We start from the raw sequence: 17,649 nt of genomic DNA on the forward strand, positions 1-17,649 counted from the left end.
CCAGGCTATTTCGTATATTTTTCAAGATCTTAATGTGAAGTCGATATTTTGACAGCGTCGAAAATACCCAATTTATCGCTGCACATTGTATTTTCGCATCTTCTCAACCAGAGTTGTTCGACGCATTCCAAGCATGTCAGCGGCACGGGCAACCACTCCGCCCTGAGCCTCTAACGCTTGGTTTATCATGTTGACTTCCAATTCGGCTAGCATCTCTTTAAGGTTAACACCTTCAGGCGGTAACTCTTGGGGTGCATTGGAGTTTTCATGCAGGCCGTCGGCCTCATCAAGGCTGAAATCTTCCGCAAAAATGTCCTGCAGCACGTCACGCTCCTGTTCTTCAACAGAAGCAAACACATTGTGCTCTGGCTGAAACTCAGGGATATCGCTGTAACGGTACTTAGTTGGCAGGTGATTGACGTCGACCAAGCTGTTTGGATAAAGAATGATCATTCGCTCAACAAGGTTCGCCAGTTCACGAACATTACCCGGCCAATTGTGCTCCATCAGTGAGTTGATCGCTCGCGGCGTAAAGCAGATTGGCTGAGCGCCTTCTGCTTCCATTCGCGTCATCAACTCTTGCAATAGCAACGGAGTATCTTCAATGCGATCACGCAGTGCAGGCATCTCGATTGGGAACACATTGAGACGGTAGTATAAGTCTTCGCGGAAAGACTCATCATCAATCATGGTTTCCAGATTACGGTGAGTCGCAGCAATCACGCGAACATTGACACGAATAGTGGTGTTACCGCCTACGCGCTCAAAACAGCGTTCTTGCAACACACGCAACAGTTTAACCTGCATTGGCATCGGCATATCACCGATTTCATCGAGGAATAATGTACCGCCTTCTGCCAGTTCGAATCGTCCTTTACGAGAAGTAATTGCTCCAGTAAAAGCCCCTTTCTCGTGGCCAAACAGTTCGCTTTCGAGCAGGTCAGGAGGAATAGCACCACAGTTGATTGGTACAAATGGCCCGTTTCGACGTGCAGAATGGTAATGAATATTACGAGCAACGACTTCTTTGCCTGTTCCCGACTCACCAAGAATAAGAACATTCGCTTCGGTAGCGGAGACTTGTTCAATCAGATGGCGAACTTCTTTAATACCGATACTTTGCCCAACTAGGCTGCGGAACAAGGTGTTTTTTCGTGAAGAAGAAACAACGTTGACGCCTTTGCGACCAAGGAAGTCTTTGCAATGACGAAGCGCTTCACTTAATTGAGGGTAATTTAAAGGATATTCCAGTTCACCAACATAATTGGTCATTTCTTCAACTGGATAAGAATGTGTTCCCGCGATAAGTAAAGGAATATGGTTAGCTTGGGAGAGTTGTGTACTCAGCTGAGTTGAGAAGTTTTGGCTCTGAAGCGAACCCACAATGCAGCCAGCCCAAACATCCGACCAGTTAACGTCGCTCAGTTGTGCGGAACTGATCGCCTCACATTGTTCTCCGACAAATTCTAATATATTACTCAGATTGATGCGTGCTTGAGCATCATCTTCAATTACGAGCAGCTTTGCTAAACCTTGCATAGGTGAGAATTATTGCCTTTATCTTGAAACGTTGTGGCTGTTATTTCTGTTTCTAACAACTAACCTAACTATAGAACAGGATTAGTGATAGACAATTTATAAACTTCAGCAACAAAATAAGCCACTAGGCTACTAAGTGGCTTCTATTCTATTTGATAAAAAAATAAAGGCAACCAAGCAATTAGGCGATGTGACGTTTGCCCAAAAGCTTTTTATGCAAGATATTTCAATACAACAGTATAAATTTAACTTATATCTTAAATTCCTACATCAGTCGCGGTCAGATTGTGATATTCAGGTGGGATTTGCTCCCATGCTGATTTAATCTCGCGAATAATATCAATCACGTCATCGATAGGTTGAGGATCATTCTTGTGATTTGCCTCAGTAATTTGGGTAATCATAAACTCGTACAACTGATCCAGGTTCTGGGCAATGTCACCGCCATCGTCCATCGATAGGCAGCTGCGTAAGCTAATGATGATGTCTAGAGCTTTACCCAGTCTCTCACCCTTAACAGGAATATTGCCCTGCTCCATTGCCGCTTTACCCTGAATCAAGCGCTCGATAGCACCCGCCATCAGCATTTGAACAATTTTATGCGGGGAGGCAGCACTGAGCTGGCTATCTACCGATACCTTCTTGTAAGCCTGTAATGAACCACGCATAACAATCCTCTTTATATAAATTTCTTGTACTGCTGCACCGATTTATTGCCGTAGCGGTACTTTTGCAAACTACTGCCAAGTTCAGCGGTTTTCTTCTGCATCAACTCAACAGTCAACTGAGTGCGCTCAATGGCACTCTGCCATTCTGGTAACTGCGCTAACTCTTGGTGCTCATTAATAGTACTGATCAAGGTTAGCAATAACTGTTCCCTTTTATCGACCAACTCAAGGATTTCTTCAGTATTAATGTCAGCTGCTGAAAGATTACTAGTAATACCGTGATCAAGATCACCAAGAAATGAGACCTGTGCCAAAAAATCATCCGCCAAGTGCATTCATCATACCTGCTAGCTGAGACTGCATTTTGCTTGTTGCGTCCTGCATCGCCGTAAATTTGGCGTGTGTACGTTTTTCTAGGCTATCCATGCGGCGATCTAGAGATGCCTGATCATCATCAAGGCGGTAATTTTGTTCCACCATGCTGCGCTCACGCGTACGAATAGAGCCGGTAACACCTGTAATACCCTGAATCGCATCTTCAACTTTTTTCGCAAACCCTTGGTTACCGCCAAAGAAATCTTCTAACTTGTTGAAGTTGTTATTGAGCTGGCGGTCCAACATGTCATAGTTGATTTCCAGTGTTCCCTGACGTGTCGTTGTAATACCGAATTCAGTCAGCGTTTTGAGATCTTCAGGAGCAGGTTCAACTCGTGATGAAAACACCGACTTCAGTCTTGAGTCTGCACTTCGAACCACACTGTCACCCGCCAGAGGACCTGCGGCTCCGGTGCGGGGATCCACACCGGAAAGTTCTTGAGATACCTGATAGAACTGGTTGTATGCCGAAACAAACTGCTCGATATCGTCTCGTACGCCCTGACGGTCATATTCGATATCAATCTCTGACGGTGTTTTGCCGCGCTCAGAACGGCCTTTTAAGGTCAGGTCTACGCCTTCAATGGCATCTTCAATGATGTTGTTATCACTGGAAAGCTGAGCAACACCATCAAGCAATACTTTCGAATCCTGTGCCGCTTGTACTTGGCTCATTCCGCGATAAGCGTCAAATGATTCCTGCGCCGATTTCAGGTCAGCCTGCGCCTGATCAATTCGTTCCAGATATTCCCGTTCTTCTTTCGGCAACTTGGCACGTTCAAGCTCTTTGGCTTGCTCAGGGGTCAGTTCGCCAGCCAGAACGCGCGATTGAAGTGATGCTCTTTCCTGAGCCAGTTTGTCTTCCAACGCAGCCTGTTTCGCATCTAACGCGGCCTGCGCTTCTTTTGGTGTTACATATGAGTCCGTCAGAGTACCCGAAGCCGTGACACTCCAACCGGGAACATCAGAGGCTTTTTCCAGCGCTTTGGCATCAAGCTGAGGCTCTGGCTCCCAATACGAGTCAAGTAATGTACCGGACGCGGTCGCGGTCCAGCCAGGAATACGCTCTTCTGGTTTCAAGTATTTATTAGCTTCGGCACCGGCCGCAGCCGCGGCTGCAGCGGCGGCATCTGAAAGCTCATTACCGGCACTTGCGTCTTTTGCCGCATTGGCATCGGCAGCAATTGCCGCTTGTTTAGACGTATCGGCAATCTCCTGATCGACAACCTTTGCCGCCTCAATGTTTTGCTCTGCAATGCGATCGGCAACGGCTTGTTCTTCAGCAGTGAGTGGTTTGAGAAGATCTTGCGCAGCCGCACGAGCTTGCTCAAGATCTTTAACGCGCTGTTCAAGTGTTTTGTATTCGAGTCTTTTGAGAAGATTATCCGGTGCGGATTCCACACTCAATTTGAGTGCGTTTTGTTCACCTGAATTACTTGAAGCAACGATAAGACGTGGGCCTTCGACATCATTGATGACCGATGCACGAACGCCGGGGTTGGTTTTACTGCCATTGATACCGCGAACAATATCAACCAGCTTTGAATTTTCCTGAACGTCAACGGTGAATTTTTTTTCACCGAGAGAAATCTGCAGCTTACCCGGGCCAAATTTCGCATCTTCTGGTAATACGTCAGACGCAATTTTATGACTCTGGGCAAGCTGCAACACATCGATAGCATATCTACCAGCGATAGCTTCAGTGGTTGCCGTCGCGGATACAACGGTATCATCCGTAGATTCTACCTTTCTTGCGGCGAAAGCTTTCTCTTGACGAAAGCTCGCCATCAAGTTTTTCATCGTATCCAACGACTCTCTGAGCCGACCGTAGGCACTGATACTGGAATCAATTTTGCCACGCTCATTGTCGATTCGTTGCTGCTTAGGTACGCGCTCCGAATCAACAATTTTGCTGACCATGGCATTGATATCCATGCCAGAATTCATCCCTACAGGGCCAAAGCTCATTCAATCACCTCAAAATACGATCATACCGTCTGGTTCAACAACCCCGATGAATACCGGGCTGTTTGATCCCTCAGGCGTCGCAGTATTTCTAACATTTCCTCATCGGGTATCTGACGAATTATATCGCCAGTATCCGCTTCATAAATGGTCACTACATCTCTTCCCGACTCTTCATCGACCCGAAAAGATAGGCCAGTGTTGATGGACGCAATGAACTCGTTCATTTGCTGTACCATACGTTGCCGCTCTTCCCTGTTAAGCTTTTCACGTTGTTGAGACGCTTCTATCGCTTGATTAACAGCTTCAGCAGCTTGTTCTCTCACTTCGGCTGTAGAAACCTGTTCTTTCCGCGAGGAAACTTGCTGTGCACCATCATATTTTGAAGCAACTTTAGTGCCACTTTCTGAGCCGTAAGGCTGGACGTTCGATGTGTAGGATGGTATTTCCATAACAATCTCCCTTCCACCTTATAGGTTGGTAATCCTATTACCTACCAATAAGCTCGTTCCGAACCTATCGATTAACCTAATAAGCTAAGAGCTGCTGATGGTGATTGTTTTGCCTGCGCCAGTACTGAAGTACTTGCCTGCTGCAAAATCTGCGACTTAGTCATCTGAGTCGTTTCTTTCGCATAGTCAGTGTCTCGGATACGGCTACGAGACGCGTTAACGTTCTCGTTGATGTTGTCCAAGTTGCTGATCGCATGGCTAAAACGGTTCTGGAATGCACCCAATTCCGCACGCTGACTGTCTACCGTTTTCAGAGCACCGTCGATAACGGAAACCGCCATCTGTGAGCCTGCGACAGTAGATACATCAACGTCGGAAACCGTTCTATTCTCAGCGGCACCAAAACCAATATCACCGCCTAACGCCCCACCAATAGTGACATCTGTCGCTACTTTGTTATTCGCTGCGAACAGCTGTAATTTGCCTTCGTCACCGACCGACGCTTTCACGTCTTCGCTTTGACCATTGATATAGGTCGCAAGCTGCTCGATATCGTCACCAACCTTAGCATTTATGGTTAACTGTTTAGCTTCTCCATGTACATCAGTATAGTCCAGAGTAAGGTCAGTTGAACCCTGAGAGACGGTCCAATCGTTATCTTTACCCTGTTGCGCGATGTATGCTTTACCACCCATTCCAGAAGTATCTGAGCGCATATTGCCCATAGTGAGCATCACTGCCTCGCCCGAGCTCGCACCGATCTGGAATGACTGACTACCAAACGTACCGTTAAGCAGTTTGTTACCACCAAATGAGGTGGTTTCTGCAATACGGTTTAATTCGTCGTTGAGTGCGGTAACCTCTTCCTGAATCGCGATTCGCTCCGAACGTGAGTTCGAACCATTAGACGATTGCAGTGACAGGTCACGCATACGTTGAAGGATATTGGTTGTCTCATTCATTGCACCTTCAGCAGTCTGTGCAATGGAGATACCATCGTTTGCGTTTTTCACCGCCATGTCTAAACCACGACTTTGCGATGTTAAACGGTTGGAAATTTGAAGGCCTGCAGCGTCATCACGAGCACTGTTTATTTTGTAACCCGATGATAGACGCTCCATCGATCTCTGCATGCCGTCAGCAGCACCATTAAGGTATCGCTGAGCAGTCATCGCAGACACATTGGTGTTTACGTTAATTGCCATATTGATCTCCTTAGGCATTAAGGGTGATGCACCTCAGCGTCTCTCACCTCACTTTGGTGCATCTCATTTCTCTCAGTCTTTTAACGGCGGAGGAAATATATCCTTTAGAAAAAATTTTAAAAAAATTTCTGTGATTGGAGTCAATAAGCCACAAATTCTTTTTAAATCAAAGAATTATAAAAACAAAAAAAATCCAGCCGAAGCTGGATTTTTTCTTAAGAGAATCAGTTTTAGCCGAGTAAGCTAAGCGCTGAGTTTGGCGCTTGTTTCGCCTGAGCAAGAATAGAACTTGAAGCTTGAGAAAGAATTTGCGCTTTAGTCAGTGCCGTTGTTTCTTTCGCGAAGTCGGTGTCTTTGATTCGGCTCTTCGACGCATTCACATTCTCGTTGATGTTATCTAAGTTGTTAACTGCATGGTTGAAACGGTTCTGGAATGCACCCAGCTCAGCACGGTGGCTATCTACATATTTAAGAGCTGAGTCGATGATGGCAACCGATTCTTGAGAACCGCCTACTGAAGTAACATCAATAGTATCAACAGTAACGGCTTGACCTTGACCCATACTCAATTCACCCGCAAGACCACCACCAAAGCTAACTGCGCCTTCAACTTTGTCAGTACCTGCGAATACTTGTAATTGACCTTCTTCATCGACAGACGCTTTGACCATATCAGTCTGACCATTGATGTATGTCGCTAACTCTTCAATATCGTCGCCTTCTTTTGCATTGATATTAATGGTTTGCTGCTGGCCGTCTGTATCAGTCAGTGTGATAGCCAAGTCGCTTGCACCAGCCTGCACTGTCCAATCTTTATCTTTGCCGTTTGCTGCTTGGTAGCTTGTGCCACCCATGCCAACATTATCTGAGCGCATGTTGTTCAATGTCAGCATTACCGCTTCACCATTGTCTGCACCAATTTGGAAAGATTTCGTCGCGTAGGTACCGTTTAGTAGTTTGTTACCACCGAAAGAAGTGGTTTCAGCAATACGGTTCAGTTCGTCGTTTAGTGCTGTCACTTCTTCCTGAATCGCAACACGCTCTGATTTAGAGTTAGAGCCGTTAGCTGATTGTAGCGATAGGTCACGCATACGTTGCAGGATATTGGTCGTCTCATTCATCGCACCTTCAGCAGTTTGTGCGATAGAAATACCGTCATTCGCGTTACGTACTGCAACATCTAGACCGCGGCTTTGCACATTCAAACGGTTAGAGATCTGTAGACCTGCTGCGTCATCTTTTGCGCTATTAATCTTGAAGCCAGAAGATAGACGTTCCATTGAAGATTGCTGTGCATTGTTAGCGCCGTTTAGGTAACGCTGTGCTGTCATTGCTGCTACGTTAGTATTTACATTCACTGCCATGGTGATTTCTCCGTTTGATTTTCCGATGTAACCGGTTTCCGACGTCTCGGAAAACCAAAGTAGTTCTCTCAAAGTTACTTTTATTAACGGCTCAATTTCGAGAACCTTGAGTATTTTTTTAAGTTTTTTTGAAAAAAAATGCTTTTGGAGGAGAAAAGTTGACCAAATACGAAAAAACTTAAAAAAACGCAATTTTTCGCTAAAGCTTTAATTCACTCAGTCGATAATATTTTCTTTTTTTTGATAATTAACCCAATAAGGTTAGGGCTAGATTTGGCTGTTGTTTAGCCTGTGCCAGGATTGATGTGCTAACTTGCTGTAAAATCTGTTGCTTAAGCATTTGGGTGGTTTCTTTGGCGTAGTCGGTGTCTTTTATACGGCTATTCGACGCGGCCAAGTTTTCGTTGATGTTGCCTAGGTTGTTAATCGCATGATTAAAGCGATTTTGCATCGCCCCTAGTTCAGCACGATGGCCATCAACATACTTAAGCGCGGTGTCTATTACAGATACCGCTCGCTGTGCGCCGCCAACTTTAGAAATGTCCAGATTATCAACCGCTTCATAACCAGCTAGCCCCATTTGCAGTTCACCTGCAAGGCTGCCAGAAAAGGAAATAGTACCGGATGTCTCTTTGCCTGCCATAAAGACTTGCAGCTGCCCATCTTCATTTACTGAGGCCGAGACTTTATCCGTTTGACCGTTGATATAAGTGGCTAACTCTTCGATGTCATCACCGGCCTTAGCCTCAATCTGAATCGATTCTTGCTGCCCCTCGGCATTAGTGTATTCCATCACCAACGTCTGGCTGCCCTGAGAAACCTGCCAGTTATTGTCCGCTTTTCCAGCGGCGATATAACTGAAGCCGCCCATCTCTATACTATCGGAGCGCATGTTCTTCAGAGATACCTGAACCGCTTCACCGGAACTACCACCAATTTGGAAAGAAGAACTGGCAAATGAGCCATTGAGCAATTTTCGACCACCAAAAGAGGTAGTTTCGGCGATTCTATTCAATTCATCATTCAAAGCCGCCATTTCTTCCTGTAATGCATCTCTTTCTGCTCGACTGTTCGAGCCATTTGCCGATTGTAATGAAAGATCACGCATGCGCTGGAGAAGGTTGGTTGTCTCGTTCATCGCACCTTCGGCTGTCTGCATGATGGATATGCCGTCGTTCGCATTGCGCATTGCGACATCCAAACCACGCATCTGAGACTCAAGTCGATTCGAGATCTGCAAACCTGCGGCATCGTCTTTGGCACTATTAATACGATTCCCTGAAGATAGCCTCTCCAGTGATTGATTCAGCATGTCCGTCGCATTCGTAAGATAACGCTGCGCCGTCATTGCTGATACGTTGGTATTAACAGTGATTGCCATAACGATAGATAGTGTTTCCTCAACAGGGTTATTTGTTATATCGGCCTGAGGAGATTTTCTTTAGTCTTTTTACACAAAAAACCGAGCGCGTTGGCTCGGTTTATAATCGGTATAGTGTGCAGGCTTTAGTTTGCTTTCATTGATTTACTTAAGCTTTAACCCGTTTAGCATCTCTACAGACGGAGCAAAGAAGTATGCACCTGTCACAGCTTTCGTAAAGCGCAATAACTGGTCTGTTTTACCGTCGGTCGCGCCATACATGCTTTCCAGCATGGCTTTGAAATTGTGTAACGTGTTGCAATAGGCAATAAACAGCAGACCATGCTCACCCGACACACTGCCATAAGGTAAGCTATGGCGAACAATCTTTAGGCCTTTACCTTCTTCTTTAATGTCTACACGACCAACGTGAGACGCAGCTGGCACATTATCTAACTCAATCGAATCCGGTTTAGTCCGCCCGATGACTTTTTCTTGAGCAGACACATTCAGTCGATTCCAAGAAGGCAGGTCATGAACAAAACGCTGCACCATAACGTAACTGCCACCAGCCAACTCTCCTTGAGGAATAATTGCTACTTCATGGCGCTGACTATCTTTCGGGTTTTCTGTCCCATCGACAAAATCCGTCATGTCTCGAGAGTCGAGATAGCGATAACCATAGGTTTCATCAACCACCACCACGTTGTCTGACGCTTGGGCAAAGAATGTGCGCAGCAGATAAAAGTGCAAATCATGACGATTCGAATGGCAATGGATAAGCACATCCACATCAGAACTCGGCGCTATGGTGCTGCCTTCTCCAAGCTGCGGGAAGTCAATCAGTTCATCTGGCATCGCGGCGTCACACTTTGACCAGAATGATTTGCTGAACGCTACGGAAAGAGTCAGTTCAGCTCCAGGCTGTTGCTGATTAAGTTCTTCAACAAGTGATGGTAGAGCCTGTAGCTGTTCCAGTACGGCAGCATGTTCCTGTGTCACCTTAAGCAGCGTGTATTGAGCGAAAGGTCCTGCTTCAGGAAGGATGGCACTTTGAGGGATTGTCATTTTTATGTCCTCACATTTACATATTTGCTCAGTGTATTGTGTTCTGTTTTAAGAGTATTGATAGCGATCATCACCCGTTACGTCAATCGGATGGCGGCGCAGAAAAACAATCGCGTACGCTGCGACTCTTATAGATATAAAGCATAAACCACAGCAGAAATAGCAAGGTGGCGGCATTCGCCCAGCGGAAAGCGCCATGTTCTAGGTATACGTGATAAAGAGTTTGAACAAACTGGCCGCCAATCACCAGCATGGTAATCGTTTTACCCCAACTGACTAAATGGCTTATCCACTTTCGTTCCGGGCTGCGCAAGCTGATCATCCACATTAACGCGATGCTAGGCAGCCCCATCGCCAAACCCAGATACAACATTGAATGATCGGGGTAGACAATATTTAGGATCTTAGCGCCGCTTTCTCGGCTCGCACCGGCGACAACAAAAACCACCCACGCTTTGGCGAGAAACAGCCAACCAAGCCAAAGCCATTTGGGGGCTTTGAGAAAACCATGTTTATCGTATTGTTCTAAAGCGTATCGCACTGATAGGTAACTGCGGTTGAGAAGTTAAACTCCACTCTATACCAATTGAGGTATTTTTCTATCAGATATTACCTATAAAACTCATCCGATATTGTTAGAGTTCGCTCGCACCCGCCTTACTGATAAAGCAATAAACATCAGAAGTAATAAGATCGGCACGAACCAAAGCAGAGCATTGCGGACGGTAAACTCAGGCTGATATAACACAAATTCGCCGTAGCGCGCCGTCATGAACTCCTTCACTTCCTGCTCACTCTGTCCTTGATTGATCTTGCTGAAAACAATCAGACGCAAATCTTTTGCTATTGGAGAGTTGGATTCGATCAGGTTTTGATTTTGACACTGCGGACAACGCAGGGACTTAGCCAAACGTAGCGCTTTTTCGTGTAACTCTGGAGAGGTAAACTCAAACAGCTCAACTTGGGATATTTGCTGTTCTGAAACCGCAACAAATAGCTCTTCATCAACCGCGTAACTACTCTGAACAAACAGCAACAGGATCAGGCAATAAAGCGCTCTCATCGACTCTTCTCCTCGGTAAAGAAGCGGGCAAATTGCTTCTGCCAGATACTAGGGTTGAGCAGCCCTGAGTGTTTATACACAATTTCCCCAGCCTGATTGATAAGATATGTCTCGGGGGTGCCAACCACACCCAGATCGATAGATAACTCCCCTTGAGGATCGTAGATCACCGTTTGATAAGGGTCACCCAATTGAGCCAGATACTGGTTTGCAGCCTTTGCTTGGTCTCTATAGTTAAGCCCGATCACAGCAATGCCTTGCTCACTCAATTGATTAAGAAATTCATGTTCCGCGCGGCAAATACTGCACCACGACGCCCAGACATTAACCAGTTGATACTCCGACTGGAATAACGCCTTAGCCTGAACCCGTTCATTCCCAGCCAGTAACTCAACCTCGTTCACTGGAAATTCTCGAACAGCGTGACTGCCTGAGTTGGAAGTGCCTTCATTCAGTGCCGCCCCGAGGATTAGGATAAACACTACCAGCGAGACGCAAAGGATGAAGAATTTAGACTTTTTGGACGACATCATATTCTGCTCTCACTATTCTCGGCGAAAGTTTGGTGATAAGAGGCAAAAATGCAGCAAATGTCGCTAATAATCCACCACCCCAGATCCACCAAATGTATGCTTTGTACTGAATTTTAACTGCATAGCTGTGCCCATCGACCTTGGCAGCAAGTGTCACATAATAATCTCCAAGCCAAGTCGTGTGAATCGCAGGCTCACTCATATTCATGACTCGGACGGGGTAATGGCGACGCTCAGGTTTGAGCTCAAACGCTCGACCTTCAGCATCAGTAAAACGCAGCTGTGCTTGCTCTGCCGAGAAGTTTTTACCTACACGCCACTCCGTTTTCAGATATTCAACTTGCCAATCGCGAAACTCTGCTGACATTCCAGGCCCAAGTTTGCGGGTTAGCGGAGATGAGTGCTCCGCATTCATAACACACCCTATCGCGCCAATAGCCAACCCGATATGAGCCAAGAGCATAAAATTGAGCTTACCCAAACGGATAGCCCACCACAGATGGCTAAACACTACCCAGCACGCCAGCCCCCAAATCAACATTGCTGCGGATGACCACGTTTCCATTTGCCCAAAATACAACATTGCACCGGCTAAGAAAGAGAAGACAAAAAACACGACCATCCGTTGCCATGAGTTCACCAACCCTGATTGCCATTTCAGGAAGGGAGCCCAGCCCATTGCCATTAGCGCCAGAGCCGATAAAGGTAGAAGCAATGTATTAAAATAGGGTGCGCCAACCGATATTGTTCCCAGTTGCAGCAACTCATAAACCATGGGGTAAAAAGTACCAAGGAAAACAGTAAACGTGGCGATCACCAGCAGGCCTATCGAGAGAAGCACCAGATAAGATCGGCTGATAATAGCCGTCAACTTTTGGCTGCGTATGGTCTCACCTCGGTCAATTAAAAGGGCAAAAGAGGCGAACAAGGTAACAGCCAAAATACCAAGAAGCGCAATGCCTTTTCCCGGGTCGACCGCAAAGGCATGCACCGAGGTCAGTACTCCCGAGCGGACGATAAAGGTACCGAGAATACTAAGGCTGAATGTCACCAAAGCTAAGATCAACGTCCAGACCATCAACTGCTGATGGCGCCTAGAGGCCACCATACTATGCAGCAAAGCTGTCCCCGTCAGCCAAGGCAACAATGATGCATTCTCAACTGGATCCCAGAACCACCATCCTCCCCAGCCTAACTCGTTGTAGGCCCACCATGAACCGACCAGTATCCCAAGCGTCAGAAATGCCCACGCAGATATCGCCCAAGGTTTACATAGTATGACCCATTGGTTGTCATACGGTTTTTGCATTAACGCCGCCAACGCAAACGCCAGTACAGTGGAATAACCTATGTAGCCAAGGTACAACAGCGGAGGATGAAAAATCAGCCCCACGTCCTGAAGCATAGGGTTGAGATCGCGCCCCTGAGTTAACAAGGTTTGCGCGTAAACAAACGGGTTTGAAGCGAGTAAGGTAAACCACGAAAACGCCGCAATAAACAAGGTCATGATCCACAGAACATGTCCGATATATCGCCCATTAGAATGACGAATAAATGAAATCAAACCTGCCCACAAGTTAAGTGTAAACACCCAAAACAGCATGGAGCCTTGATGACCTCCCCACACAGCGGCCAGCTTGAAGAATGGTGGTAGCGCAATATTAGAGTGAGTGGCAACGTACTCGAATTCAAATCGGTCAGAGGCAAACAAAATCGCCAGAATAATCAGGCTCAACGAAGCCATTGCTGCGTTGAGCCTGACAGGCCATATCAGGGAAAACGGTGCACTTTGTTCAGAATAGTGCTGCCACGCCCAAACTGAAGCACAAACTGAACTCGAAACAGCAACCCATATCAGAGCAAAATGTCCTGTCTCTCCCCACATGCTTACACCACCGTCATCTGACCGGCGTAGAGAATAAAGGTACGTAACATCAGTACCCCGACCAAACTCAGCGTTGTCACTATGAAGATGTAACTGCCGTTATGGCGCACTTCGTTTGGCGTAACGGCATTGAGAGTCAACGGCAGTAACATCCCAATCAACACAACGCCAAACCAGAACCAGTTTGACCAGAAGCCTCCCCCGATGGCATTCCAAGCCGCCACTTCATTCTGACCGCCACTGAATATCAGGCCAGTAAAGAAGGTCACCAAAACAAACAGTTCGAACAACACAACCGGGCGTTCAAACCCATGCACCCAACGAACACTCGGGCTGTGCGCCGATTCTTTGAATACGAGAATACCAAACAGCAAACATGCCGCTGCACCCGAAGAAAGGCTGGAAAACAGGAACAGGATCGGCAACACAGGGTTGTTCAACATCGGGTAAGTTTTCAGTGCAGAAAGCAGAAACCCTGTGTAGGCCGCAAGCAATATCGCCAACACACCCAGAAACAACTCGACAGGGTTATTCATCTTACCGACTTTTATCAACACACCATCAACCCAGTCCAATAGCCCACCCGGAAGTTTGCCTTCGCAGAACTGTATGATCTGGTGGCGGAAAATCACACCAATCCAAACGAATAAGACCGCCATATAAACTTGGAAGAGAATTACCCCCATCGACATGACTGAAGACGGATTGTAGTAGATCATAATCTTCCAGAACGCCAAAGGTTTGGTGAGGTGGAAAATCAATATCGTCAAACCGGCAATAATGCCAAAGGGAGCCAACCAAGCGACGGCTTTAAGGATGCCGTTATTGGCAGGGTCACCTTCAATTACGCGGCGTTTGAGATACAAGCCAATCATCACAGCCCCAGCGGACATTCCCGCAAGAAACAAGTAAATAGCGATGATCCAGTCCCAGACCAATGAATCAAAATGGAAAGCCGTTTCAATACCGTTCATCATGAAACCTCCCCTTTGTTGTGTGGTATTTTGTACAACTTAGGTTTGGTACCTAAGTGTGCTTTATCGCGATAGACCACATGGTTACTTAACACTTGATTGATTTGACTTTGCGGGTCGTTGAGGTCGCCAAACACCAAGGCTTTGGTCGGACAAGATTCAACACAGGCAGGTAACTTGCCCTCGGCAAGATTGGTATCACGACAAAAATTGCACTTGTCTGCGGAATGGTCTTCGGGATTGAAGAAGCGCACTTGATAAGGGCACGCGGCAAGGCAGTAGCCACAGCCGACACACTTGTCCTTATCCACATCGACAATGCCTGTCTTCTCATCTTTATATGCTGCGCCCGTCGGGCAAACATACACACAAGGTGGGTTTTCACAGTGCTGGCAAGATTTGCGAGTAAAGCGATATTCCACATCAGGAAATTCTCCTTGTGGCTCGCTACGAATGATTTCCAGCCTCGACACCCCTTCCGGTACCTTGTTGACCTCGCGACAAGCTTCAGTACAAGCGGTACAACCGATACAGGCGGTCTCATCGTGAATCATGCCATAGAGCTTATCATCGACCTGTTCGACATTTGCTAACGTCTTACGACTGCTGATCATCGCAGTCCCGGCTACGCCTGTGGTCATAATCAAGGCGCCAGCACCAGTTAAAAAGTTTCGTCTAGAACAACTCATATCATTGCTCCTCTTTCAACTGATTGAAGTCTGAATGACAGTCGACACACAGCTTGATTTTCTGCTTGTGCTCCAAACCAAGGACTTTTGCTTTACTGGCATGAACATCATGACAGTTAGAGCAGGTGAGGTTTTTGGCATGCACATCATGTGTCCAGCTATCTTCACGCAGATACTTCGGCTTATGGCAATCAGTACACTGGCTATTGGCCTTCAAAATGGCGTCAGGGTCGAGGTAGGTTTTCTCTGTTCCCTGCTGAGATTGTGCAGATGAGTACTTGATGACTTGCGGAGCACCTTCACGGTGGTCAGGTCCGATGTTGCTATGACAGTTAGTACAATTCACTTCACGACCTAGAATCTCATGAGCATTTTCACCATGAGATTGCTGAAGTGATTCTTTGGAATCCTTATGACATTGAATACATTTGTAATCTTTGTCCCGGATAAGCGTAACTTCATGACGAGTTGCGGTTTCTTCGGCAATGGGGGCAGAAGAATCAGCAGCAACGGCATGAAGAGAATAGCCATAGAGGCAGAATGCAAGAATGGTTTTCAGCATTATGACTATGGCCAACTTTATATTGCCCATTTTATCCTTTCCTTATTCCAGAACGGATTTCGAGCTAAGCTCAAAATAAACAGTCTGGTCAAAACTAATGCCCTTCAGCGGTATTTTAATTACCACTAAATGAGATCAATTCTTATTTTGGAAAAGCCACAACGCTATCGATTACATTTTACTCAGCCTACTCTTTAGTAGTAGTTATTTTGCACTAAACCTCGATCTTTATCACCTTATTTTATATATGGTTAATAACCATAAGTCATTGATGATAATGAATTTCATTATCCATACCTCACAACACACCTACCCCTTTAGGGTTATTAAAAATCAACTTTGAGCCAGATCACTGACCTAAATTGATCTAAAGCAATGAAGCGTTATTCGTGAGTTTTTACAAATATTTCCTTTTATTACAATTTATTTCAGTTCTCCAATTCTTAATTTGGAATTAGCCAGTTCACAACGCTGCTAATAAAACAGAATTATGGAGATAGCACTGTGAATAAATTGCACTGGATACCAAAGTCCGTTGCAGCAATAGTAATATTGGCGGGTACTGTTATCAGTACCACCAGCGTTGCTGCATCTGATGAAAAAGGCCTTATCGATCCGCGAAATCAGGCCTATGAACAACATCACCCTGATCAGTACCAATCTTGGAAACAAACATCAGAAAGCGAACATATTGAAGATGCTCTCGCCGATGACCCTAATATGGTCATCATGTGGGCAGGCTATGGTTTTGCCAAAGACTACAATAAAGCCCGCGGCCACTTTTATGCGATTGACGACGTGCGTCAAACACTGAGAACTGGTGCTCCGAGTGACGAAAAATCTGGCCCAATGCCAATGGCTTGCTGGAGTTGTAAGAGCCCAGATGTGGGCCGAGTGATAGAAGAGCGTGGCGAAGACGGCTATTTCGATGGCAAATGGGCACGACTTGGCGATCAGATCGTTAACCCGATTGGCTGTGCTGACTGCCATGATACTCGCAGTGAAGCATTCAAAAATGGCGAGCCCGCTTTAGCGATAACTAAGCCCTATGTAGAACGTGCTTTCCAAGCCATCGACAAACCATTTGAAAAGCAGTCACGCCTCGACCAACAGGCAACGGTCTGTGCCCAATGCCACGTCGAGTACTACTTCGCTGGTCCCAAGAAATCGGTCAAATTCCCTTGGGATAAAGGTACCAACGTCACGGCAATGGAAGAGTACTATGACTCGATTGGCTTCAAAGACTGGACGCATAAAGTCTCGAAAGCACCGATGTTGAAAGCACAGCACCCTGGCTATGAGACCTGGCGTGACGGCATTCATGGTAAGAACAAAGTCGCCTGTGTTGACTGCCATATGCCAAAAGTCACCAAGGAAGATGGTACCGTCTATACCGATCATAAAGTGGGTAACCCCTTTGACCGCTTTGAAGACACCTGTGCCAACTGTCATACGCAAAGCAAAGATCAATTGAAGAACATCGTTTCATCGCGCAAAGCTCAGGTACTCAACATGAAGCTGACAGCAGAGAAGCAAATCGTCGCCGCACACTTTGAAGCTGGAGCAGCATGGAAAGCTGGCGCGACTGAAGATGAAATGAAAGACATTCTTCAGGATATTCGTCATGCTCAGTGGCGCTGGGACTACGCGATAGCCTCTCATGGTATTCATATGCACGCGCCAGAGGTAGCACTTGAAGTGTTAGGCACAGCGGTCGACCGTGCGGCAGATGCCCGTACAAAATTGGTTCGCTTACTCGCAACCAAAGGCGTGACAGAGCCTGTTGAACTGCCGGACATTTCGACTAAGGCCAAAGCCCAGCAGGCTCTTGGCATGGATATGGAAAAAATGAACAGCGACAAACAACACTTCCTTAAAACGGTTGTGCCTGAGTGGGAAAAATCCGCCCAGAAACGCGAAGAGGCGACGTACTAAACATTTATTACT

General features: G+C 46.3%; 18 protein-coding genes. 2 read left to right on the forward strand and 16 right to left on the reverse strand.

The window, feature by feature from the left end; translation table 11 throughout:
* Nucleotides 1-72 precede the first annotated feature (72 nt).
* The 6 genes from F0265_RS09325 to F0265_RS09350 all read right to left on the reverse strand — a co-directional run bounded on the left by F0265_RS09325 (nt 73) and on the right by F0265_RS09350 (nt 6,204).
* Complete coding sequence (locus F0265_RS09325) at nt 73-1,539, reverse strand: sigma-54 dependent transcriptional regulator (protein WP_171748645.1); 1,467 nt, start codon at nt 1,537-1,539, stop codon at nt 73-75.
* A gap of 257 nt (nt 1,540-1,796) precedes the next feature.
* Complete coding sequence (gene fliS / locus F0265_RS09330; RefSeq protein WP_019274549.1) at nt 1,797-2,207, reverse strand: flagellar export chaperone FliS; 411 nt, start codon at nt 2,205-2,207, stop codon at nt 1,797-1,799.
* 11 nt (nt 2,208-2,218) lie between these two features.
* Nucleotides 2,219-2,542: a flagellar protein FliT gene (locus F0265_RS09335; RefSeq protein ID WP_171748646.1), complete on the reverse strand. Its 324-nt coding sequence runs from the start codon at nt 2,540-2,542 to the stop codon at nt 2,219-2,221.
* Nucleotides 2,526-4,550: a flagellar filament capping protein FliD gene (gene fliD / locus F0265_RS09340; protein WP_171748647.1), complete on the reverse strand. Its 2,025-nt coding sequence runs from the start codon at nt 4,548-4,550 to the stop codon at nt 2,526-2,528. The genes F0265_RS09335 and fliD overlap by 17 nt, the downstream gene beginning before the upstream one ends.
* 20 nt (nt 4,551-4,570) lie before the next feature.
* A complete protein-coding gene (flaG, locus tag F0265_RS09345; RefSeq protein WP_065740544.1) occupies nt 4,571-4,999 on the reverse strand; it encodes a flagellar protein FlaG in 429 nt (142 codons plus the stop codon).
* A 71-nt stretch (nt 5,000-5,070) separates the two neighbouring features.
* On the reverse strand, nt 5,071-6,204 hold the full coding sequence (locus F0265_RS09350) for a flagellin (protein ID WP_171748648.1): 1,134 nt from the start codon (nt 6,202-6,204) through the stop codon (nt 5,071-5,073).
* Here F0265_RS09350 and F0265_RS09355 point away from each other — a divergent pair.
* A complete protein-coding gene (locus F0265_RS09355; RefSeq protein ID WP_171748649.1) occupies nt 6,185-6,451 on the forward strand; it encodes a hypothetical protein in 267 nt (88 codons plus the stop codon). The genes F0265_RS09350 and F0265_RS09355 overlap by 20 nt on opposite strands.
* Here F0265_RS09355 and F0265_RS09360 read toward each other — a convergent pair.
* The 10 genes from F0265_RS09360 to nrfB form a co-directional block, all read right to left on the reverse strand.
* Nucleotides 6,435-7,568, reverse strand: coding sequence for a flagellin (locus tag F0265_RS09360; protein ID WP_064488519.1), 1,134 nt, complete (start codon nt 7,566-7,568; stop codon nt 6,435-6,437). The genes F0265_RS09355 and F0265_RS09360 overlap by 17 nt on opposite strands.
* A 247-nt stretch (nt 7,569-7,815) precedes the next feature.
* Complete coding sequence (locus F0265_RS09365) at nt 7,816-8,949, reverse strand: flagellin (protein ID WP_006959528.1); 1,134 nt, start codon at nt 8,947-8,949, stop codon at nt 7,816-7,818.
* Between the two features lie 144 nt (nt 8,950-9,093).
* Nucleotides 9,094-9,996 (reverse strand): Dyp-type peroxidase, encoded by a 903-nt coding sequence (locus F0265_RS09370; RefSeq protein WP_171748650.1) that lies wholly within the window; start codon nt 9,994-9,996, stop codon nt 9,094-9,096.
* An 82-nt stretch (nt 9,997-10,078) separates the two neighbouring features.
* Nucleotides 10,079-10,537, reverse strand: a complete 459-nt coding sequence (locus F0265_RS09375) for a DUF2919 family protein (RefSeq protein ID WP_171748651.1) — start codon at nt 10,535-10,537, stop codon at nt 10,079-10,081.
* An 81-nt stretch (nt 10,538-10,618) separates the two neighbouring features.
* A complete protein-coding gene (locus tag F0265_RS09380; RefSeq protein WP_171748652.1) occupies nt 10,619-11,059 on the reverse strand; it encodes a cytochrome c-type biogenesis protein CcmH in 441 nt (146 codons plus the stop codon).
* Nucleotides 11,056-11,592: a DsbE family thiol:disulfide interchange protein gene (locus F0265_RS09385; protein ID WP_171748653.1), complete on the reverse strand. Its 537-nt coding sequence runs from the start codon at nt 11,590-11,592 to the stop codon at nt 11,056-11,058. Before F0265_RS09385 ends, F0265_RS09380 begins: the two co-directional genes overlap by 4 nt.
* Nucleotides 11,570-13,477, reverse strand: coding sequence for a heme lyase NrfEFG subunit NrfE (gene nrfE / locus F0265_RS09390; protein WP_171748654.1), 1,908 nt, complete (start codon nt 13,475-13,477; stop codon nt 11,570-11,572). The genes F0265_RS09385 and nrfE overlap by 23 nt, the downstream gene beginning before the upstream one ends.
* A 2-nt stretch (nt 13,478-13,479) precedes the next feature.
* Nucleotides 13,480-14,451, reverse strand: a complete 972-nt coding sequence (nrfD, locus tag F0265_RS09395; protein ID WP_064489008.1) for a cytochrome c nitrite reductase subunit NrfD — start codon at nt 14,449-14,451, stop codon at nt 13,480-13,482.
* Nucleotides 14,451-15,140 carry a cytochrome c nitrite reductase Fe-S protein gene (gene nrfC / locus F0265_RS09400; RefSeq protein WP_006959535.1) on the reverse strand — a complete coding sequence of 230 codons (690 nt, stop codon included), beginning with the start codon at nt 15,138-15,140 and terminating at the stop codon, nt 14,451-14,453. Before nrfC ends, nrfD begins: the two co-directional genes overlap by 1 nt.
* Nucleotide 15,141: 1 nt before the next feature.
* Nucleotides 15,142-15,732 (reverse strand): cytochrome c nitrite reductase pentaheme subunit, encoded by a 591-nt coding sequence (gene nrfB / locus F0265_RS09405; protein WP_171748655.1) that lies wholly within the window; start codon nt 15,730-15,732, stop codon nt 15,142-15,144.
* A 474-nt stretch (nt 15,733-16,206) separates the two neighbouring features.
* Between nrfB and nrfA the strand changes: the two genes are divergently transcribed.
* Nucleotides 16,207-17,637: an ammonia-forming nitrite reductase cytochrome c552 subunit gene (gene nrfA, locus F0265_RS09410; protein WP_171748656.1), complete on the forward strand. Its 1,431-nt coding sequence runs from the start codon at nt 16,207-16,209 to the stop codon at nt 17,635-17,637.
* Nucleotides 17,638-17,649 lie beyond the last annotated feature (12 nt).

Source organism: Vibrio sp. RE88 (assembly GCF_013113835.1).
Taxonomy (GTDB): domain Bacteria; phylum Pseudomonadota; class Gammaproteobacteria; order Enterobacterales; family Vibrionaceae; genus Vibrio.